This window comes from Lysobacter spongiicola DSM 21749 (assembly GCF_900167055.1).
GTDB classification, from domain to species: Bacteria; Pseudomonadota; Gammaproteobacteria; order Xanthomonadales; family Xanthomonadaceae; genus Novilysobacter; species Novilysobacter spongiicola.
In genome coordinates, this window is sequence record NZ_FUXP01000021.1 from 1 (window position 1) to 16235 (window position 16235).

General features: G+C 65.1%; 13 protein-coding genes and 1 tRNA gene. All 14 read right to left on the bottom strand.

All coding sequences use genetic code 11. From position 1 onward, the window contains the following. On the bottom strand, positions 1–94 hold a 94-nt coding region (locus tag B5D37_RS14320), incomplete at its 3' end, for a GTP-binding protein (protein WP_005434227.1). A gap of 70 nt (positions 95–164) precedes the next feature. Continuing rightward, a complete protein-coding gene (gene fusA / locus B5D37_RS14325) occupies positions 165–2252 on the bottom strand; it encodes an elongation factor G (protein ID WP_078759416.1) in 2088 nt (695 codons plus the stop codon). Between the two features lie 142 nt (positions 2253–2394). Further along, a complete protein-coding gene (gene rpsG, locus B5D37_RS14330) occupies positions 2395–2862 on the bottom strand; it encodes a 30S ribosomal protein S7 (RefSeq protein ID WP_078759417.1) in 468 nt (155 codons plus the stop codon). 12 nt (positions 2863–2874) lie between these two features. Next, entirely contained in the window at positions 2875–3249 is a 375-nt protein-coding gene (rpsL, locus tag B5D37_RS14335) for a 30S ribosomal protein S12 (RefSeq protein WP_078759418.1), read from the bottom strand. A gap of 278 nt (positions 3250–3527) precedes the next feature. Then, entirely contained in the window at positions 3528–7745 is a 4218-nt protein-coding gene (gene rpoC, locus B5D37_RS14340; RefSeq protein ID WP_078759419.1) for a DNA-directed RNA polymerase subunit beta', read from the bottom strand. A 94-nt stretch (positions 7746–7839) separates the two neighbouring features. After that, entirely contained in the window at positions 7840–12030 is a 4191-nt protein-coding gene (rpoB, locus tag B5D37_RS14345) for a DNA-directed RNA polymerase subunit beta (protein WP_078759420.1), read from the bottom strand. 244 nt (positions 12031–12274) lie between these two features. Continuing rightward, a complete protein-coding gene (gene rplL / locus B5D37_RS14350; protein ID WP_078759421.1) occupies positions 12275–12652 on the bottom strand; it encodes a 50S ribosomal protein L7/L12 in 378 nt (125 codons plus the stop codon). A 70-nt stretch (positions 12653–12722) separates the two neighbouring features. Further along, positions 12723–13247, bottom strand: a complete 525-nt coding sequence (gene rplJ / locus B5D37_RS14355; RefSeq protein WP_078759422.1) for a 50S ribosomal protein L10 — start codon at positions 13245–13247, stop codon at positions 12723–12725. Positions 13248–13606: 359 nt separating this feature from the next. Beyond that, on the bottom strand, positions 13607–14305 hold the full coding sequence (gene rplA, locus B5D37_RS14360) for a 50S ribosomal protein L1 (protein ID WP_078759423.1): 699 nt from the start codon (positions 14303–14305) through the stop codon (positions 13607–13609). 4 nt (positions 14306–14309) lie between these two features. Further along, positions 14310–14738 (bottom strand): 50S ribosomal protein L11, encoded by a 429-nt coding sequence (gene rplK / locus B5D37_RS14365; RefSeq protein ID WP_078759424.1) that lies wholly within the window; start codon positions 14736–14738, stop codon positions 14310–14312. 189 nt (positions 14739–14927) lie between these two features. Further along, positions 14928–15512, bottom strand: a complete 585-nt coding sequence (gene nusG, locus B5D37_RS14370; RefSeq protein WP_078759425.1) for a transcription termination/antitermination protein NusG — start codon at positions 15510–15512, stop codon at positions 14928–14930. A 4-nt stretch (positions 15513–15516) separates the two neighbouring features. After that, a complete protein-coding gene (gene secE / locus B5D37_RS14375; protein ID WP_078759426.1) occupies positions 15517–15894 on the bottom strand; it encodes a preprotein translocase subunit SecE in 378 nt (125 codons plus the stop codon). Positions 15895–15936: 42 nt separating this feature from the next. Next, positions 15937–16012 (bottom strand) — tRNA-Trp (locus tag B5D37_RS14380). A 127-nt stretch (positions 16013–16139) separates the two neighbouring features. Continuing rightward, on the bottom strand, positions 16140–16235 hold a 96-nt coding region (locus B5D37_RS14385), incomplete at its 5' end, for an EF-Tu C-terminal domain-related protein (protein WP_484502520.1).

The window sequence follows — 16235 nt, forward strand, 5'->3', positions numbered from 1 at the left end:
GCGCTGCGGTCAACGTGGTCTTGCCGTGGTCGACGTGACCGATCGTGCCGACGTTCACGTGCGGCTTGGTGCGCTCGAACTTACCCTTGGCCATGATTGATTACCTCTGGATACCTGATTGATCTTGTTCGTGGGAAGCACGCCGGCGGGGGCCGGCGATGCCCTTACTTCTTGACCACGGACTCGGCGATGTTGGCCGGAGCCTCGGAGTAGTGGTCGAATTCCATCGTGAAGGTGGCACGCCCCTGCGACATCGAGCGCAGGCTGGTGGCGTAGCCGAACATCTCACCGAGCGGAATGATCGCGTTGATGATCTTGCCCGACGGGCTGTCGTCCTGGCCCTGCAGGATGCCGCGACGACGGCTGACGTCGCCCATCACGTCACCGAGGTAATCCTCGGGGGTGACGATCTCGACCTTCATCATCGGCTCGAGCAGGACCGGGTTGGCCTTGTTGAAGCCTTCCTTGAAGCCCATCGAGCCGGCGATCTTGAATGCCATTTCCGAGGAGTCGACCTCATGGTACGAGCCGTCGACCAGCTTCACCTTGACGTCGACGATCGGGTAGCCGGCCATGATGCCGTTGGCAATCACTTCCTGGATGCCCTTGTCGACCGCCGGGATGTACTCCTTCGGAACCACGCCACCGACGATGGCGTTCTCGAACGAGTAACCGGTGCCCGTCTCGGCGGGCTCGATCTCCAGCCAGACATGGCCGAACTGGCCCTTGCCGCCCGACTGGCGGACGAACTTGCCCTCGGCCTTGACTGCCTTGCGGATGGTCTCGCGGTAGGCGACCTGCGGCTTGCCGACATTGGCTTCCACGTTGAACTCGCGCTTCATGCGGTCAACGAGGATGTCCAGGTGGAGCTCGCCCATGCCGGAGATGATCGTCTGGCCGGATTCCTCGTCGGTCCGCACGCGGAACGACGGGTCTTCCTGCGCCAGGCGACCCAGCGCCAGACCCATCTTCTCCTGGTCCGACTTGGTCTTGGGCTCGACCGCCATCGAGATCACCGGCTCCGGGAACGTCATCCGCTCCAGGGTGATGACCGCATCCTGTGCGCAGAGGGTGTCACCGGTGGTGACGTCCTTCAGGCCCACGGCCGCGGCGATGTCGCCGGCGCGCACTTCCTTGATCTCCTGGCGATCGTTGGAGTGCATCTGCAACAGGCGGCCGACGCGCTCCTTCTTCGACTTGACCGGGTTGTACACCTGGTCACCGGAGTTCAGCACGCCGGAATAGACGCGGAAGAAGGTCAGCGAACCCACGAACGGATCGGTCATGATCTTGAACGCGAGCGCGGAAAACGGCGAGTTGTCGGAAGCATTGCGGGTGGCCTCCTTCTCGTCGTCGTCGATGCCGCGGATCGCCGGCACGTCGACCGGCGACGGCAGCAGCTGGATCACGCCATCGAGCATCGCCTGCACGCCCTTGTTCTTGAACGCGGTACCGCAGTAGACCGGCACGATCTCGGTCTTGAGCGTGCGCTCACGCAGGCCGTTGATGATCTCGGCCTCGGACAGTTCACCCTCGTTGAGGTACTTGTCCATCAGCTCTTCGGACGCCTCCGCGGCGGCCTCGATCATGAACGAGCGGGCCTCGGCGGCCTTGTCGGCAAGCTCCGCCGGGATGTCGCCGTACTCGAAGACCGTGCCCTGGGACGCGGTGTCCCAGTGGATGCGCTTCATCTTCAGCAGGTCGATCACGCCATCGAAGCCGTCCTCGGCGCCGACCGGCACCTGCATCGGCACCGGGTATGCACCCAGGCGGGCCTTCAGCTGGCTGACGACCTTGTCGAAGTTGGCGCCGGTGCGATCCATCTTGTTGACGAAGGCCAAGCGCGGCACTTCGTACTTGTTGGCCTGGCGCCAGACGGTCTCGGACTGCGGCTGCACGCCACCGACCGCACACAGCACGAACACCGCACCGTCGAGCACGCGGAGCGAACGCTCCACCTCGATGGTGAAGTCGACGTGTCCGGGGGTGTCGATGATGTTGAAGCGGTGCTCGGGCAGGGTCTTGTCCATGCCCGACCAGAACGCAGTGGTGGCAGCGGACTGGATGGTGATGCCGCGCTCCTGCTCCTGCTCCATCCAGTCCATCGTCGCGGCGCCGTCATGGACTTCGCCGATCTTGTGGCTGACACCGGTGTAGAACAGGATGCGTTCGGACGTGGTGGTCTTGCCGGCATCGATGTGGGCCATGATGCCGAAGTTGCGGTAACGCTCGATGGGAGTGGTGCGAGCCACGGGACCCTCTCGTATTTTTAAGTTTCCAAATGGCCGGATGCCGCCTGACGGCGGCCTCCGGTTCGCGTGGCGGCATCAAGGCCGCCGCGACAGCGCCGAAACGCTGCTTCAGCCCCCGGCACAGCGTGCCGGGAGACTCGAATTACCAGCGGTAGTGGGCGAACGCCTTGTTCGCTTCCGCCATGCGATGGGTCTCTTCACGCTTCTTGATGGCACCACCACGGCTCTCGGACGCATCCAGGAGCTCGGCGGCAAGCTTGCGCGGCATGGTGTTCTCGCCACGCTTGCGGGCGGCATCGATCAGCCAGCGCATCGCCAGCGCCATGCGACGGGAGGCGCGAACCTCGACCGGCACCTGGTAGGTGGCGCCACCGACGCGGCGGGACTTCACCTCGACGGCCGGGGAAATGTTGCCGAGCGCCTTTTCGACGACCTCGAGCGGATTGGGGTTCTTCTCCCCGATCACATCCATGGCGCCATACACGATCTTCTCGGCGACCGACTTCTTGCCGCTGTACATGACCATGTTGATGAAACGCGCGATCGTCTCGCTGCCATGCTTGGGATCGGGCAGGATCGAACGCTGCGGTGCGGAACCTTTACGCGACATGTCTCAACTTCCTCAGGACTTCGGGCGCTTGGCGCCGTACTTGGAACGACGCTGGCGGCGCTTGGCGACACCGGCGGCGTCGAGCGCACCGCGAACGGTGTGGTAGCGGACGCCCGGGAGGTCCTTGACGCGACCGCCGCGGATCAGCACCACCGAGTGCTCCTGGAGGTTGTGCCCTTCACCACCGATGTACGAGATGACCTCGTAACCGTTGGTCAGGCGCACCTTGGCCACCTTCCGCATCGCCGAGTTCGGCTTCTTCGGAGTGGTGGTGTAGACACGGGTGCAGACGCCACGGCGCTGCGGGCAGTTCTCGAGTGCCGGGGAGGTGCTCTTGAAAGTAGGCGCCTGCCGCGGCTTGCGGACCAGCTGATTGATCGTCGCCATCTGGAGCTCTTTGATGAAAGGCCGGCCGATTGCCGCGCCTCTGTGAAAAACGAACGGCAAGCCGGGTACACCCGGCCCACCGAGACGGAAAAGTATAGCCCGCGCCGGACGTCGCCGTCAAACGCGGAGCCGACACACCTCCGTGGGGGCGGAACCTGTCCGCCCTGATCCACGTCGCTGCCTTGATCCCGCCCTTCCCTGGGCCCAACACGAGGCGCTCCGTGCGCCTCATTTGGTGATCTGGGGCGGCCCCTGGAGGCCGCCGCTGTACCTCGGTACTACGAAGCGCTCGATTCCTCGCCCGCCTCGGCCGGAGCCTCGGTTTCGGCGGTGACCGGCGCCGACAACGCCTCCATCTCGGAGTCGGTCAGGCCCGAGGCGTTCTTGCGGCGCTGGCTGTGGTACGCCAGGCCGGTGCCCGCGGGGATCAGGCGACCCACGATCACGTTCTCCTTCAGGCCGCGCAGGCCATCGCGGGTGCCGCGCACGGCAGCCTCGGTGAGCACGCGGGTGGTTTCCTGGAACGACGCTGCGGAGATGAACGACTCCGTCGCCAACGAGGCCTTGGTAATGCCGAGCAGGACCGGGTTGTACTGCGGCACGATCTCGTTGCGCTTGGCGACGCGATCGGCCTCCTCGACGTAACGCTGGCGCTCGACCTGTTCACCGTGCAGGAACTTGCTGTCGCCCTGGTCGGTGATTTCGACCTTGCGCAGCATCTGGCGGACGATCACTTCGATGTGCTTGTCGTTGATCTTCACGCCCTGCAGGCGGTAGACGTCCTGGATTTCCTTGGTCAGGTAGACCGCCAGGGGCTCCACGCCCAGCAGGCGCAGGATGTCCTGCGGGCTCGGCTCGCCATCCACCACGGTCTCGCCCTTCTCCACGTGCTCGCCTTCGAACACGATGATCTGGCGGTACTTGGGAATCAGCTCCTCGTGCTCGTTGCCGTCGGCATCCTTGATGATCAGGCGCTGCTTGCCCTTGGTGTCCTTGCCGAAGCTGACGATGCCCGAGCGCTCGGCCAGGATCGCCGGATCCTTCGGCTTGCGGGCTTCGAACAGGTCGGCCACGCGCGGCAGACCACCGGTGATGTCGCGGGTCTTGGACGCTTCCTGCGGGATCTTGGCCACCACGTCGCCCACGCCGACGGCAGCGCCGTCCTGCAGGTTGACGATCGAGCGCGGCGGCAGCTGGTACTGCGCCGGCAGGTCGGTGCCCGGGATGTTCAGGTCGTCGCCGTTCTTGTCGACGATGCGCACGATCGGGCGCAGGTCCTTGGCCGCGGAACCGCGACGCTTCGGATCGGTGATCTCGCGCGACGCCAGGCCGGTCAGCTCGTCGGTCTTCTCGATGACGGTCACGCCCTCGACGAAGTCGATGAAGCGGATGAAACCTGCCACTTCCGAGACGATCGGGTGGTTGTGCGGATCCCAGTTCGCGACCTGCTGGCCGGCCTTGATCTCGGCACCGTCCTTGACGCTGACGGTGGCGCCGTAGGGCAGCTTGTAGCGCTCGCGCTCGCGGCCATGCGGATCGAGGACCGACAGCTCGCCCGAGCGCGACACCGCGACCAGGTGGCCGTTGGTGTGCTCGACGTGCTTGAGGTTGTTGAACTTGATCGAACCGGTCGTCTTCACCGTCACGTTGTCGATTGCCGCCGCACGCGAAGCCGCACCACCGATGTGGAAGGTACGCATGGTCAGCTGGGTTCCCGGCTCACCAATCGACTGCGCGGCCACCACGCCCACGGCCTCGCCGTGGTTGACGATGTGACCACGGCCCAGGTCGCGGCCGTAGCAGTGCGCGCAGACGCCGAAGGCGCTTTCGCAGGTGATGGTCGAACGGACCTTGATCGACTGCACGCCGGCATCCTCGAGGCGCGCCACCCACTGCTCGTCGAGCAGTTCGTTGCGCGTCACGATCGGATCCTCGTCGTTGCCCGGCAGGAACACGTCCTCGGCCACGATGCGGCCCAGCACGCGATCGCGCAGCGGCTCGACCACGTCGCCGCCTTCGACGATCGGGGTCATGGTGAGGCCGGCCATCGTGCCGCAGTCGTCCTCGGTGATGACCACGTCCTGCGCCACGTCGACCAGGCGGCGGGTCAGGTAACCCGAGTTCGCCGTCTTCAACGCGGTATCGGCCAGGCCCTTTCGTGCACCGTGGGTCGAGATGAAGTACTGGAGGACGTTGAGGCCTTCGCGGAAGTTCGCGGTGATCGGCGTCTCGATGATCGAGCCGTCCGGCTTGGCCATCAGGCCACGCATGCCGGCGAGCTGGCGGATCTGGGCCTGCGAACCACGGGCGCCGGAGTCGGCCATGATGTAGACCGAGTTCATCGACTTCTGGTTGACGGTCTCGCCCTTGGCGTTGACCACCTGCTCGGTGCCGATGGTGTCCATCATCGCCTTGGCCACGCGCTCGTTGGTGCGCGACCAGATGTCCACCACCTTGTTGTAGCGCTCACCCGCGGTGACCAGGCCGCTCTGGTACTGCTCCTGGATCTCCAGCACCTCGGCTTCGGCCTCTCCGAGGATGCCCTTCTTCTCGTCCGGGATCGTCATGTCGTCGATACCGATCGAGACGCCGGCGCGGGTCGCGTAGGCGAAGCCGGTGTACATCAGCTGGTCGGCGAACACCACGGTGTCCTTCAGGCCCAGCATGCGGTAGCACGAGTTGATCAGGCGGCTGATGTTCTTCTTGGTCAGCTCGGTGTTGGCCAGCTCGAACGGCAGGCCCTCGGGCAGGATCTCGCGCAGCAGGGCGCGGCCCACGGTCGTGTCGACGATCGAGGACTTCTGCTCGCTGCTGCCATCGATGTTGTTGATGGTCTCGGTGATGCGGACCTTGACCTTGGCGTGCAACTCGACCACGCGGTTGTCGTAGGCGCGCTTGACTTCGGCCACGTTCGCAAACGCCATGCCCTCGCCCTTCTTGTTCTCCAGGGCGCGGGTCATGTAGTACAGGCCCAGCACGACGTCCTGCGACGGCACGATGATCGGCTCGCCGTTGGCCGGCGACAGGATGTTGTTGGACGCCATCATCAGCGCACGCGCTTCCAGCTGGGCTTCCAGCGAAAGCGGCACGTGCACGGCCATCTGGTCACCGTCGAAGTCGGCGTTGAACGCGGTGCAGACCAGCGGGTGCAGCTGGATGGCCTTGCCCTCGATCAGCACCGGCTCGAACGCCTGGATGCCCAGGCGGTGAAGGGTCGGGGCGCGGTTGAGCAGCACCGGGTGCTCGCGGATGACCTCCTCGAGTATGTCCCAGACTTCCGCTTCTTCACGCTCGACCAGCTTCTTGGCGGCTTTGATGGTGGTGGCCAGGCCACGGCGCTGCAGCTTGGCGAAGATGAACGGCTTGAACAGCTCAAGCGCCATCTTCTTGGGCAGGCCGCACTGGTGCAGCTTGAGGTACGGACCGACCACGATCACCGAACGGCCGGAGTAGTCCACGCGCTTGCCGAGCAGGTTCTGGCGGAACCGGCCCTGCTTGCCCTTGATCATGTCGGCCAGCGACTTCAGCGGACGCTTGTTGGTACCGGTGATGGCGCGGCCGCGACGGCCGTTGTCCATCAGCGCATCGACCGATTCCTGCAGCATGCGCTTCTCGTTGCGCACAATGATTTCCGGCGCGTTGAGCTCAAGCAGGCGGCGCAGGCGGTTGTTGCGGTTGATGACGCGGCGGTACAGATCGTTGAGGTCGGAGGTCGCGAAGCGGCCACCATCCAGCGGCACCAGTGGACGCAGGTCCGGCGGCAGCACCGGCAGCACCGTCATGATCATCCACTCGGGCTTGTTGCCGGACTCGAGGAAGGCCTCGACCAGCTTGACCCGCTTGGTCAGGCGCTTGAGCTTGGTTTCCGAACCGGTGGCAGCGATGTCTTCCTTCAGCTGCACCATCTCGGACTGCAGGTCGATCGTGCGCAGCAGGTCGTAGACGGCCTCGGCGCCCATCGCGGCCTCGAAGTCGTCGCCGTGTTCCTGGCGCGCCTGCATGTACTGCTCTTCATTGAGCAACTGCCCGCGCTCGAACGGGGTCAGGCCCGGCTCGGTGACCACGAACGCCTCGAAGTACAGGATGCGTTCGATGTCGCGCAGGGTCATGTCCAGCATCAGGCCAATGCGCGAAGGCAGCGACTTGAGGAACCAGATGTGCGCGACCGGCGATGCCAGGTCGATGTGGCCCATACGCTCGCGACGCACCTTGGCCAGGGTGACTTCGGTGCCGCACTTCTCGCAGACCACGCCGCGGTGCTTCATGCGCTTGTACTTGCCGCACAGGCACTCGTAGTCCTTGATCGGCCCGAAGATGGCGGCGCAGAACAGGCCGTCGCGCTCGGGCTTGAAGGTGCGGTAGTTGATGGTCTCGGGCTTCTTGACCTCGCCGAAGGACCACGAACGGATCAGGTCCGGCGACGCCAGCGCGATCTTGATCGCGTCGAAGTCGAGCGCGGGACGCTGCTGGTTGAACAGGTTGAGCAGGTCTTTCATTTTCGTTCTCCGTGGAGGAGTAAATCGTCGAAGGGCTGTGGATGTCCGGTAGCGACGGCGGGGGAGCGCGCTTCAAGCGGCGCTCCCCGTCCGGTCACCGGGTCTCTTCCAGCTCCATGTTGATCGCGAGCGAGCGGATTTCCTTCACCAGCACGTTGAAGGACTCCGGCATGCCGGCGACCATCTCGTACTCGCCATCGACGATGTTCTTGTACATCTGGTTGCGGCCCTGCACGTCGTCGGACTTCACCGTCAGCATTTCCTGCAGGGTGTAGGCCGCGCCGTACGCCTCCAGCGCCCAGACTTCCATCTCGCCGAAGCGCTGGCCGCCGAACTGCGCCTTGCCGCCCAGCGGCTGCTGGGTGACGAGCGAGTACGGACCGGTCGAACGGGCGTGCATCTTGTCGTCCACCAGGTGGTTCAGCTTCAGCATGTGCATGTAGCCGACCGTGACCTGGCGATCGAACGCCTCGCCGGTGCGGCCGTCATGCAGCGTGGCCTGGCCGCTGCTGGGCAGCTCGGCGAGCTCGAGCATGCGCTTGATCTCGGCCTCCTCGGCACCGTCGAACACCGGTGTCGCCATCGGCACGCCGTCGATCAGGTTGCCCGCCAGGGCCAGCAGCTCCTTGTCGCTGAACTGGTCGAGGTCGACGCGCTGGCCGGCCAGCTTGCTGTCGTGGTTGTAGATGTCGTCCAGGAACTTGCGCAGCTCCGCCACCTTGGCCTGTGCCTCGAGCATGCGCTGGATCTTCTGGCCCAGGCCCTTTGCGGCCCAGCCCAGGTGCACCTCGAGGATCTGGCCGATGTTCATGCGGCTCGGCACGCCCAGCGGGTTCAGCACGATGTCCACCGTCTGGCCGTCGGCCATGTACGGCATGTCCTGCACCGGCACGATGGTCGACACCACGCCCTTGTTGCCGTGGCGGCCGGCCATCTTGTCGCCCGGCTGGATGCGGCGCTTCACTGCCAGGAACACCTTCACCATCTTCAGCACGCCCGGAGCGAGGTCGTCGCCCTGGGTGATCTTGCCGCGCTTGTCGGCGAAGCGGCGCTCGAACTCCTGCTCGTGGGCCTGGATCTGCTTCTGCGCGCGTTCGATCGCCTCGACGGCGTCCTCGTCCTTCATGCGCAGGCTGAACCAGTCCTTCTTGCTCAGGCCGTCGAGCACCAGCGAGGTCACCGTCTCGCCCTTCTTCAGCCCGGCGCCGCCATTGGCGGTCTTGCCGATCAGCTGGCCGCGCAGGCGGTTGTAGATCGCCGCCTCGAGGATGCGGAACTGGTCGTCGAAGTCCTTCTTGACGCGGCGGATCTCGGACTCCTCGATCTGCTTGGCGCGCTTGTCCTTCTCGATGCCATCGCGGGTGAAGACCTGCACGTCGATGACGGTGCCGTCCATGCCCGGGGGCACGCGCAGCGAACTGTCCTTAACGTCGGACGCCTTCTCGCCGAAGATCGCCCGCAGCAGTTTCTCTTCCGGGGTCAGCTGGCTCTCGCCCTTGGGCGTGACCTTGCCCACCAGGATGTCGCCGGCACGGACGTCCGCACCGATGTACACCACGCCGGACTCGTCGAGGCGGTTGAGCGCCTGCTCGGACACGTTCGGGATGTCGGCGGAAATCTCCTCCGGCCCGAGCTTGGTGTCGCGGGCGACGGCGGTCAGTTCCTCGATGTGGATCGTGGTGTAGCGGTCTTCCTGGACCACGCGCTCGGACAGGAGGATGGAGTCCTCGAAGTTGTAGCCGTTCCACGGCATGAACGCGACCAGCATGTTCTGGCCCAGGGCCAGCTCACCGATGTCGGTGGACGGACCGTCGGCCAGCACGTCACCGCGGGCGATCACGTCGCCCACGTTGACCAGCGGGGTCTGGTTGATGCAGGTGTTCTGGTTGGAACGCGTGTACTTGATCAGGTTGTAGATGTCGACGCCGGCATCGGTCTCGCCGACGATCTCGTCCTCGTTGGCCTTGACCACGATGCGACCGGCATCGATCTGCTCGACCGTGCCGCCACGCAGCGCGTTCACCGTCACGCCGGAGTCGCGGGCCACGGCACGCTCGATGCCGGTACCGACCAGCGGCTTCTGCGCACGCAGCGTCGGCACGGCCTGGCGCTGCATGTTGGCGCCCATCAGTGCGCGGTTGGCGTCATCGTGCTCCAGGAACGGCACCAGCGCCGCGGCGACCGACACGGTCTGCATCGGCGAGACGTCCATGAAGTGGATCTCGGCCGGCGGCTTGAGCAGCGACTCGCCCTGGTAGCGGCAGGCGACGAACTGGGCGGTCAGCGTGCCCTTCTCGTCCTGCCCGGCGTTGGCCTGGGCGATGACGTACTCGTTCTCTTCGATGGCCGAAAGGAACTCGACCTCATCGGTGACCTTGCCGTCCACGACCTTGCGGTACGGCGTCTCCAGGAAGCCGTACTGGTTGGTGCGCGCGAACACCGCGAGCGAGTTGATCAGACCGATGTTCGGGCCTTCCGGCGTCTCGATGGTGCAGACGCGGCCGTAGTGGGTCGGGTGCACGTCGCGCACTTCGAAGCCGGCGCGTTCGCGGGTCAGGCCGCCCGGGCCAAGGGCCGACACGCGGCGCTTGTGGGTGACTTCCGACAGCGGGTTGTTCTGGTCCATGAACTGCGACAGCTGCGAGGAGCCGAAGAACTCCTTGATCGCGGCGGCCACCGGCTTGGCGTTGATCAGCTCCTGCGGGGTGAGCCCTTCGGACTCGGCCATCGACAGGCGCTCCTTGACCGCACGTTCCACGCGGACCAGGCCCACGCGGAAGGTGTTCTCGGCCATCTCGCCCACCGACCGGACACGACGGTTGCCCAGGTGGTCGATGTCGTCCACCACGCCACGGCCGTTGCGGATCTCGGTGAGGACCTTGATCACGTCCAGGATGTCGGAGCTCTCGCCATGCTCGGCGACCAGCTTCTTGGACTCCTCGTCCTTGCGCTCGCCGTAGTACTTGGCGTCGTACAGCACCGAAGCGCCGGTGGTTTCCTTGCGGCCGATGCGGCGGTTGAACTTCATCCGGCCCACGGCCGAGAGGTCGTAGCGGTCGAAGGTGAAGAACAGGTTGTGGAACAGGTTCTGCGCGGCGTCCTTGGTCGGCGGCTCGCCCGGGCGCATCATCCGGTAGATCTCGACCAGCGCCTCGAGCTGGGTCTTGCTCGGGTCGATGCGCAGGGTGTTGGAGATGAAGGGGCCACGGTCCAGGTCGTTGACCCAGATGGTGCCGACTACTTCGATGCCGGCCTTGCGGAAGGCTTCCAGCTGCTCCTCGGTGATCTCGTCGTTGGCGTTGGCGATCAGCTCGCCGGTGTTGGCGTCGACCACGTCGTGCGACAGGATGCGCCCGACCAGGTAGGCGTCAGGCACGGCCAGCGCCTCGATGCCGGAAGCTTCGAGCTGCTTGACGTGGCGCGCGGTGATGCGGCGGCCGGCCTCGACGATGACCTTGTCGCCATCGGCCAGGTCGAAGTCCAGGGTCTCGCCGCGCAGGCGCTCGGGCACCAGCTCCAGCTGGACGCCTTCCTTGGGATCGACGTGGAAGGTGTTGACCTCGAAGAACTCGGCCAGCATCTCTTCGTTGTTGTAGCCCAGCGCACGCAGCAGCACGGTCACCGGCAGCTTGCGGCGGCGATCGATGCGGGTGAACAGCGAATCCTTCGGATCGAACTCGAAGTCCAGCCAGGAACCGCGATACGGGATGATGCGGGCGCTGTAGAGCAGCTTGCCCGAGCTGTGGGTCTTGCCGCGGTCGTGGTCGAAGAACACGCCGGGCGAGCGGTGCAACTGGGAGACGATGACGCGCTCGGTGCCGTTGACGATGAAGGTGCCGTTGCCGGTCATGAGCGGGATCTCGCCCATGTAGACCTCCTGCTCCTTCACGTACTTGATGGCCTTGGTCGACGACTCGCGGTCGTAGATCACCAGGCGCACGGTTACGCGCAGCGGGGCGCCGTAGCTCATGCCGCGCTGGCGGCACTCGCGCTCGTCGAACGCCGGCTCGCCGAGCTTGTAGCCGACATATTCGAGGGCGGCGTTGCCGCTGTAGCTGGAAATCGGGAAGACCGACTTCAGGGCGGCGTGCAGGCCGCGGTCCTCGCGCTTGGCGGGATCAATGTCTTCCTGCAGGAAGGCGCGATAGGAGTCGACCTGGATCGCGAGCAGGAACGGCACTTCAAGGATCGACTTGCGCTTGCCGAAGTCCTTGCGGATGCGCTTCTTCTCGGTGAACGAATACTGCTTCGGGGGAGCCAGGTTCGTCGTGGAAGCTGTGGTCATTTGAGCTACCGCCTCGGGTCATCATCGGGTCGCGCGTCCGCGACCCCGGGGGAACGTGAAAATTGCCAGTGGGAAGTCGCTGGTATTGCCGGCACCAGCACGCCATCTCCCGCTACTTCCAACTGCCAACTCGGGTCTGTTTTGAACTCGGTACTACAGGGTCGTGCAAGAACGGCCAAAGGCCGGGGGCTTTCGCCCCCAGCCTCAGGTGGTCGCCGGTGATGCCTGGCGACGCAAGTACTGCTTACTTCACTTCGACGGCAGCACCGGCTGCCTCGAGGTCCTTCTTGAGCTTGTCGGCATCGGCCTTGGACACGCCTTCCTTGACTTCCTTCGGCGCGCCTTCGACCAGGTCCTTGGCTTCCTTCAGGCCCAGGCCGGTGATGGCACGGACGACCTTGATGACCTCGACCTTCTTCTCGCCGGCGGCCTTCAGCACGACGGTGAACTCGGTCTGCTCTTCAGCAGCGGCACCGCCGCCGGCGGCCGGAGCGGCAGCCATGGCGACCGGGGCGGCCGCGGACACGCCGAACTTCTCTTCCATCGCTTTCACCAGCTCCATCACTTCCATGAGGGACTTTTCGGCGATCGCTTCGATGATCTGCTCGTTGGACAGGGACATTGTGTATACCTCGGTTATCTAGATTGGAAACGACTTTTGGTTTCTGGAAACGAAACCGAACTGGGTTGGCTTACGCCGCCTTCGCCTGGCCGGCCGCGTTGACGACGCGGGTGACCTGCGAGGCCGGTTCGCTGAGCAAGCGGACCAGCTGGGTGGCGGGCTGGACCATGACGCTGAGCAGCATCGACAGCGCTTCGTCGCGGGTCGGCAGCGATGCCAGGACGTCCACATGGGAGCCCGGGTAAAGCTGCCCGCCCAACGAAACAAGGCGCGGCTTCAGCTTGTCGTTCGCCTTGGCGAACTCCTTCATCAGACGTCCGGCAGCACCGGGGTCTTCCTGCGAGAAGGCATACAGCAGAGGACCGGTCAGCTCGTCCTTGATGACGGCGTAATCGGTGTTGTCCACTGCACGCGAAACCAGGGTGTTCTTCGCAACCTTGAGGAACACACCAGACTCACGCGCCTTCTTGCGCATGTCCGTCATCTGGCTGACGGTGACACCCGCATACTCCGCGGCGACCAGCGAGTGCGCCTTGCCGGCGACCTCGGCCAGTTCGGCAACGACTTCCTGCTTCTGGGTCAGATTAAGAGCCATTGCACTCCTCCGTACTTCAACTCCGCCCCAGGCGACGCGCCCGGGAGCGGTACTCGGTCGGCATCGTTGGCCCGATGCCGGGAACGCCGGCTGGCGTTCCGGGTGGTGGCCGTTTCCAAAACACGCTTTCGAAAAAGCTGGAGGGTCGGCAACCATCTACGCAGGCCCTGCCCCGCGGGGGGACTGGATTAAGCGATCCCGCTTGCGGCGACGGCGATTCCCTGCCAGTGCGAGCCTCCCTGCCCGTCGTTGCCACGCGCTGACCGCGCCTGCGGTCTTTGACGGCTATCGCGCGGGCCGGAGCCTTTGCGATGCCCTCAAAAGTGTCCCGGACGCCCAGGGCGCCCGGGTTGATGCGATTACTTGAGCGCCAGCGTCGACTGGTCGACGGTCACGCCCGGCCCCATCGTCGAGCTGACCGAGACCTTCTGCAGGTACTGGCCCTTCGCGGTCGCCGGCTTGGCCTTGATCAGGTCGGCCAGCAGCGCCTCGAGGTTGCCCTTCAACGAAGCATCGTCGAAGTCGGCCTTGCCGATCGTGCAGTGGATGATGCCGGCCTTGTCGGTGCGGTAGCGGACCTGCCCACCCTTGGCGGCCTTCACGGCTTCACCCGGGTTCGGCGAAACGGTACCGACCTTCGGGTTCGGCATCAGGCCGCGCGGGCCGAGCACCTGGCCCAGCTTGCCGACCACGCGCATGGCGTCGGGGGTAGCGATGACGACGTCGTAGTTGAGGTCACCGGCCTGCATCTTCTCGGCCAGATCGTCCATGCCGACCGCCTCGGCGCCGGCCGCGAGGGCCTCGTCAGCCTTGGCACCGGCCGGTGCGAACACGGCGACGCGCACGCTCTTGCCGGTACCGGCGGGCAGCACGGTGGAGCCACGCACCTGCTGGTCGGACTTCTTCGCATCGACGCCAAGTCGCACCGAGACGTCGACGGACTCGACGAACTTGGTCTTGGTGGCGGTCTTGATGATTTTGATGGCCTCGTCGAAGGCGTAGCTTTTGCCCGGGACGACGGCGGCCTTGATTGCTTTCTCGCGCTTGCTCATTGCCATGATCTCAGCCCTCCACCGTCAAACCCATGCTGCGGGCGGAACCCGCAATCGTGCGCACAGCCGCTTCAAGCTCGGCGGCGGTCAGGTCCGCCTGCTTCGCCTTGGCGATGTCCTCGAGCTGGGCGCGGGTGACCTTGCCCACCTTCTCGGTATTCGGACGCTTGGAGCCCGAAGTGACGCCCGCGGCCTTCTTGAGCAGCACGGTGGCCGGGGTGCTCTTGGTAATGAAGGTGAAGGTGCGATCGGAGTACGCGGTGATGATCACCGGCGTCGGCAGGCCCGGCTCGAGCTTCGAGGTGGCCGCGTTGAACGCCTTGCAGAACTCCATGATGTTCAGGCCGCGCTGACCGAGGGCGGGACCCACCGGCGGCGACGGATTGGCCTGGCCGGCCTTGACCTGCAGCTTGATGTAGCCGATTACTTTCTTTGCCATGGTTCTTCTCTCCGGGTGCAAGCGCCTGGCATCAGGCTCCCCATCGCGCCGGGAAAATCACGTGTCCCGACATCACGTCGTTGCTTGCGCGAACAGCCGCCCGGAGGCGGCTGTGCTTGCTGCGCGGCTGCCATGAAGACAGCGAGCCGCGTACTATATCAGGTTTCCGGCGACTTTGCCGGGACAGGATCAGGCCTTTTCGACCTGCCCGAACTCCAGCTCCACCGGGGTGGAGCGGCCGAAGATCAGCACGGCCACGCGCAGCCGGCTCTTCTCGTAGTTGATCTCCTCGACGACGCCGTTGAAGTCGTTGAACGGGCCATCGGTGACGCGGACCATCTCGCCCGGCTCGAACAACACCTTGGGACGGGGCTTCTCAACGCCTTCCTGGACGCGGTTCAGGATGGCATCGGCCTCATGGTCGGCGATCGGCAGCGGCCGGTCGGCGGTACCGCCGATGAAACCCATGACCTTCGGCGTTTCCTTGATCAGGTGCCAGCACTCGCTGTCGATCCGCGGAATGCCGCTCTCGTCATGGGTGGCGATCTGGACCAGCACGTATCCGGGGAAGAACTTGCGCTCGGAGCGCCGCTTCTGGCCCGACCGCATCTCCACGACCTCTTCGGTCGGCACCAGCACGTCGCCGAAGCGGTCCTGCATCTCGGCCCGGGCGACCCGGTCACGCAACGCCTGCGCCACCGACTTCTCGAAACCCGAGTACGCATGGACCACGTACCAGCGCTTGTTGCCTTCCGTGTTCTGCACTTCGTTCATCTCCTCAACGTCCCAAGAGCCATTTGACCGCGGCCTGGATGACCACGTCGAACCCGGCCAGGATCAGGCTGAGGACTATCACCGCGATGATCACCACCCAGGTGGTGCGGGTGGCTTCCTGGCGCGTCGGCCAGACCACCTTGCGCAGCTCGAACCGGGCTTCGGACAGGAATTCCCGGACCTCGGCACCCTTCTGGCTCGTCAGGAAGACCACCAGGCCCGCCAACAGGCCGGCGGCGACCGCCAGGGCGCGAAGCGCACCCGGCCACTGCTCGAACCAGATGTAGGCATAGATGCCGGCGGCGACCAGAAGCACGGAAAGCGCGTACTTGACGATATCGCCGGCGCTGGAGGACCTGGGTTGTTCGACCTTGCTGTTCATCCGGCTCGTCGCACGGTGCGCTTTCGCGACCGCGTCATCAGGTGGCACGCCAGGAGGGACTCGAACCCCCAACCTGCGGTTTTGGAGACCGCTGCTCTGCCAATTGAGCTACTGGCGTTCAGTTGTTCCGAAAAAGGCGACGGCGGCTCTCGCCGCCTTCGCCGTTCTCGCGGTTTTTTCCCGCCACCAGGTCCGTCCGGATCCGGTGGCCGGGAGCTGCCGCGGCATCCGCCGCGACAACCGGCTTACTTGATGATCTTCGCCACGACGCCGGCGCCGACGGTGCGGCCACCCTCGCGGATGGCGAAGCGCAGGCCGTCATCCATCGCGATCGGGTTGAT

Coding starts and splice junctions, on each gene's coding strand:
- rpsG (WP_078759417.1), bottom strand. CDS start 2,862: ATGTCGCGTAAAGGTTCCGCACCGCAGCGTTCGATCCTGCCCGATCCC.
- rpsL (WP_078759418.1), bottom strand. CDS start 3,249: ATGGCGACGATCAATCAGCTGGTCCGCAAGCCGCGGCAGGCGCCTACT.
- rpoC (WP_078759419.1), bottom strand. CDS start 7,745: ATGAAAGACCTGCTCAACCTGTTCAACCAGCAGCGTCCCGCGCTCGAC.
- rpoB (WP_078759420.1), bottom strand. CDS start 12,030: ATGACCACAGCTTCCACGACGAACCTGGCTCCCCCGAAGCAGTATTCG.
- rplL (WP_078759421.1), bottom strand. CDS start 12,652: ATGTCCCTGTCCAACGAGCAGATCATCGAAGCGATCGCCGAAAAGTCC.
- rplJ (WP_078759422.1), bottom strand. CDS start 13,247: ATGGCTCTTAATCTGACCCAGAAGCAGGAAGTCGTTGCCGAACTGGCC.
- rplA (WP_078759423.1), bottom strand. CDS start 14,305: ATGGCAATGAGCAAGCGCGAGAAAGCAATCAAGGCCGCCGTCGTCCCG.
- rplK (WP_078759424.1), bottom strand. CDS start 14,738: ATGGCAAAGAAAGTAATCGGCTACATCAAGCTGCAGGTCAAGGCCGGC.
- nusG (WP_078759425.1), bottom strand. CDS start 15,512: ATGAACGAAGTGCAGAACACGGAAGGCAACAAGCGCTGGTACGTGGTC.
- secE (WP_078759426.1), bottom strand. CDS start 15,894: ATGAACAGCAAGGTCGAACAACCCAGGTCCTCCAGCGCCGGCGATATC.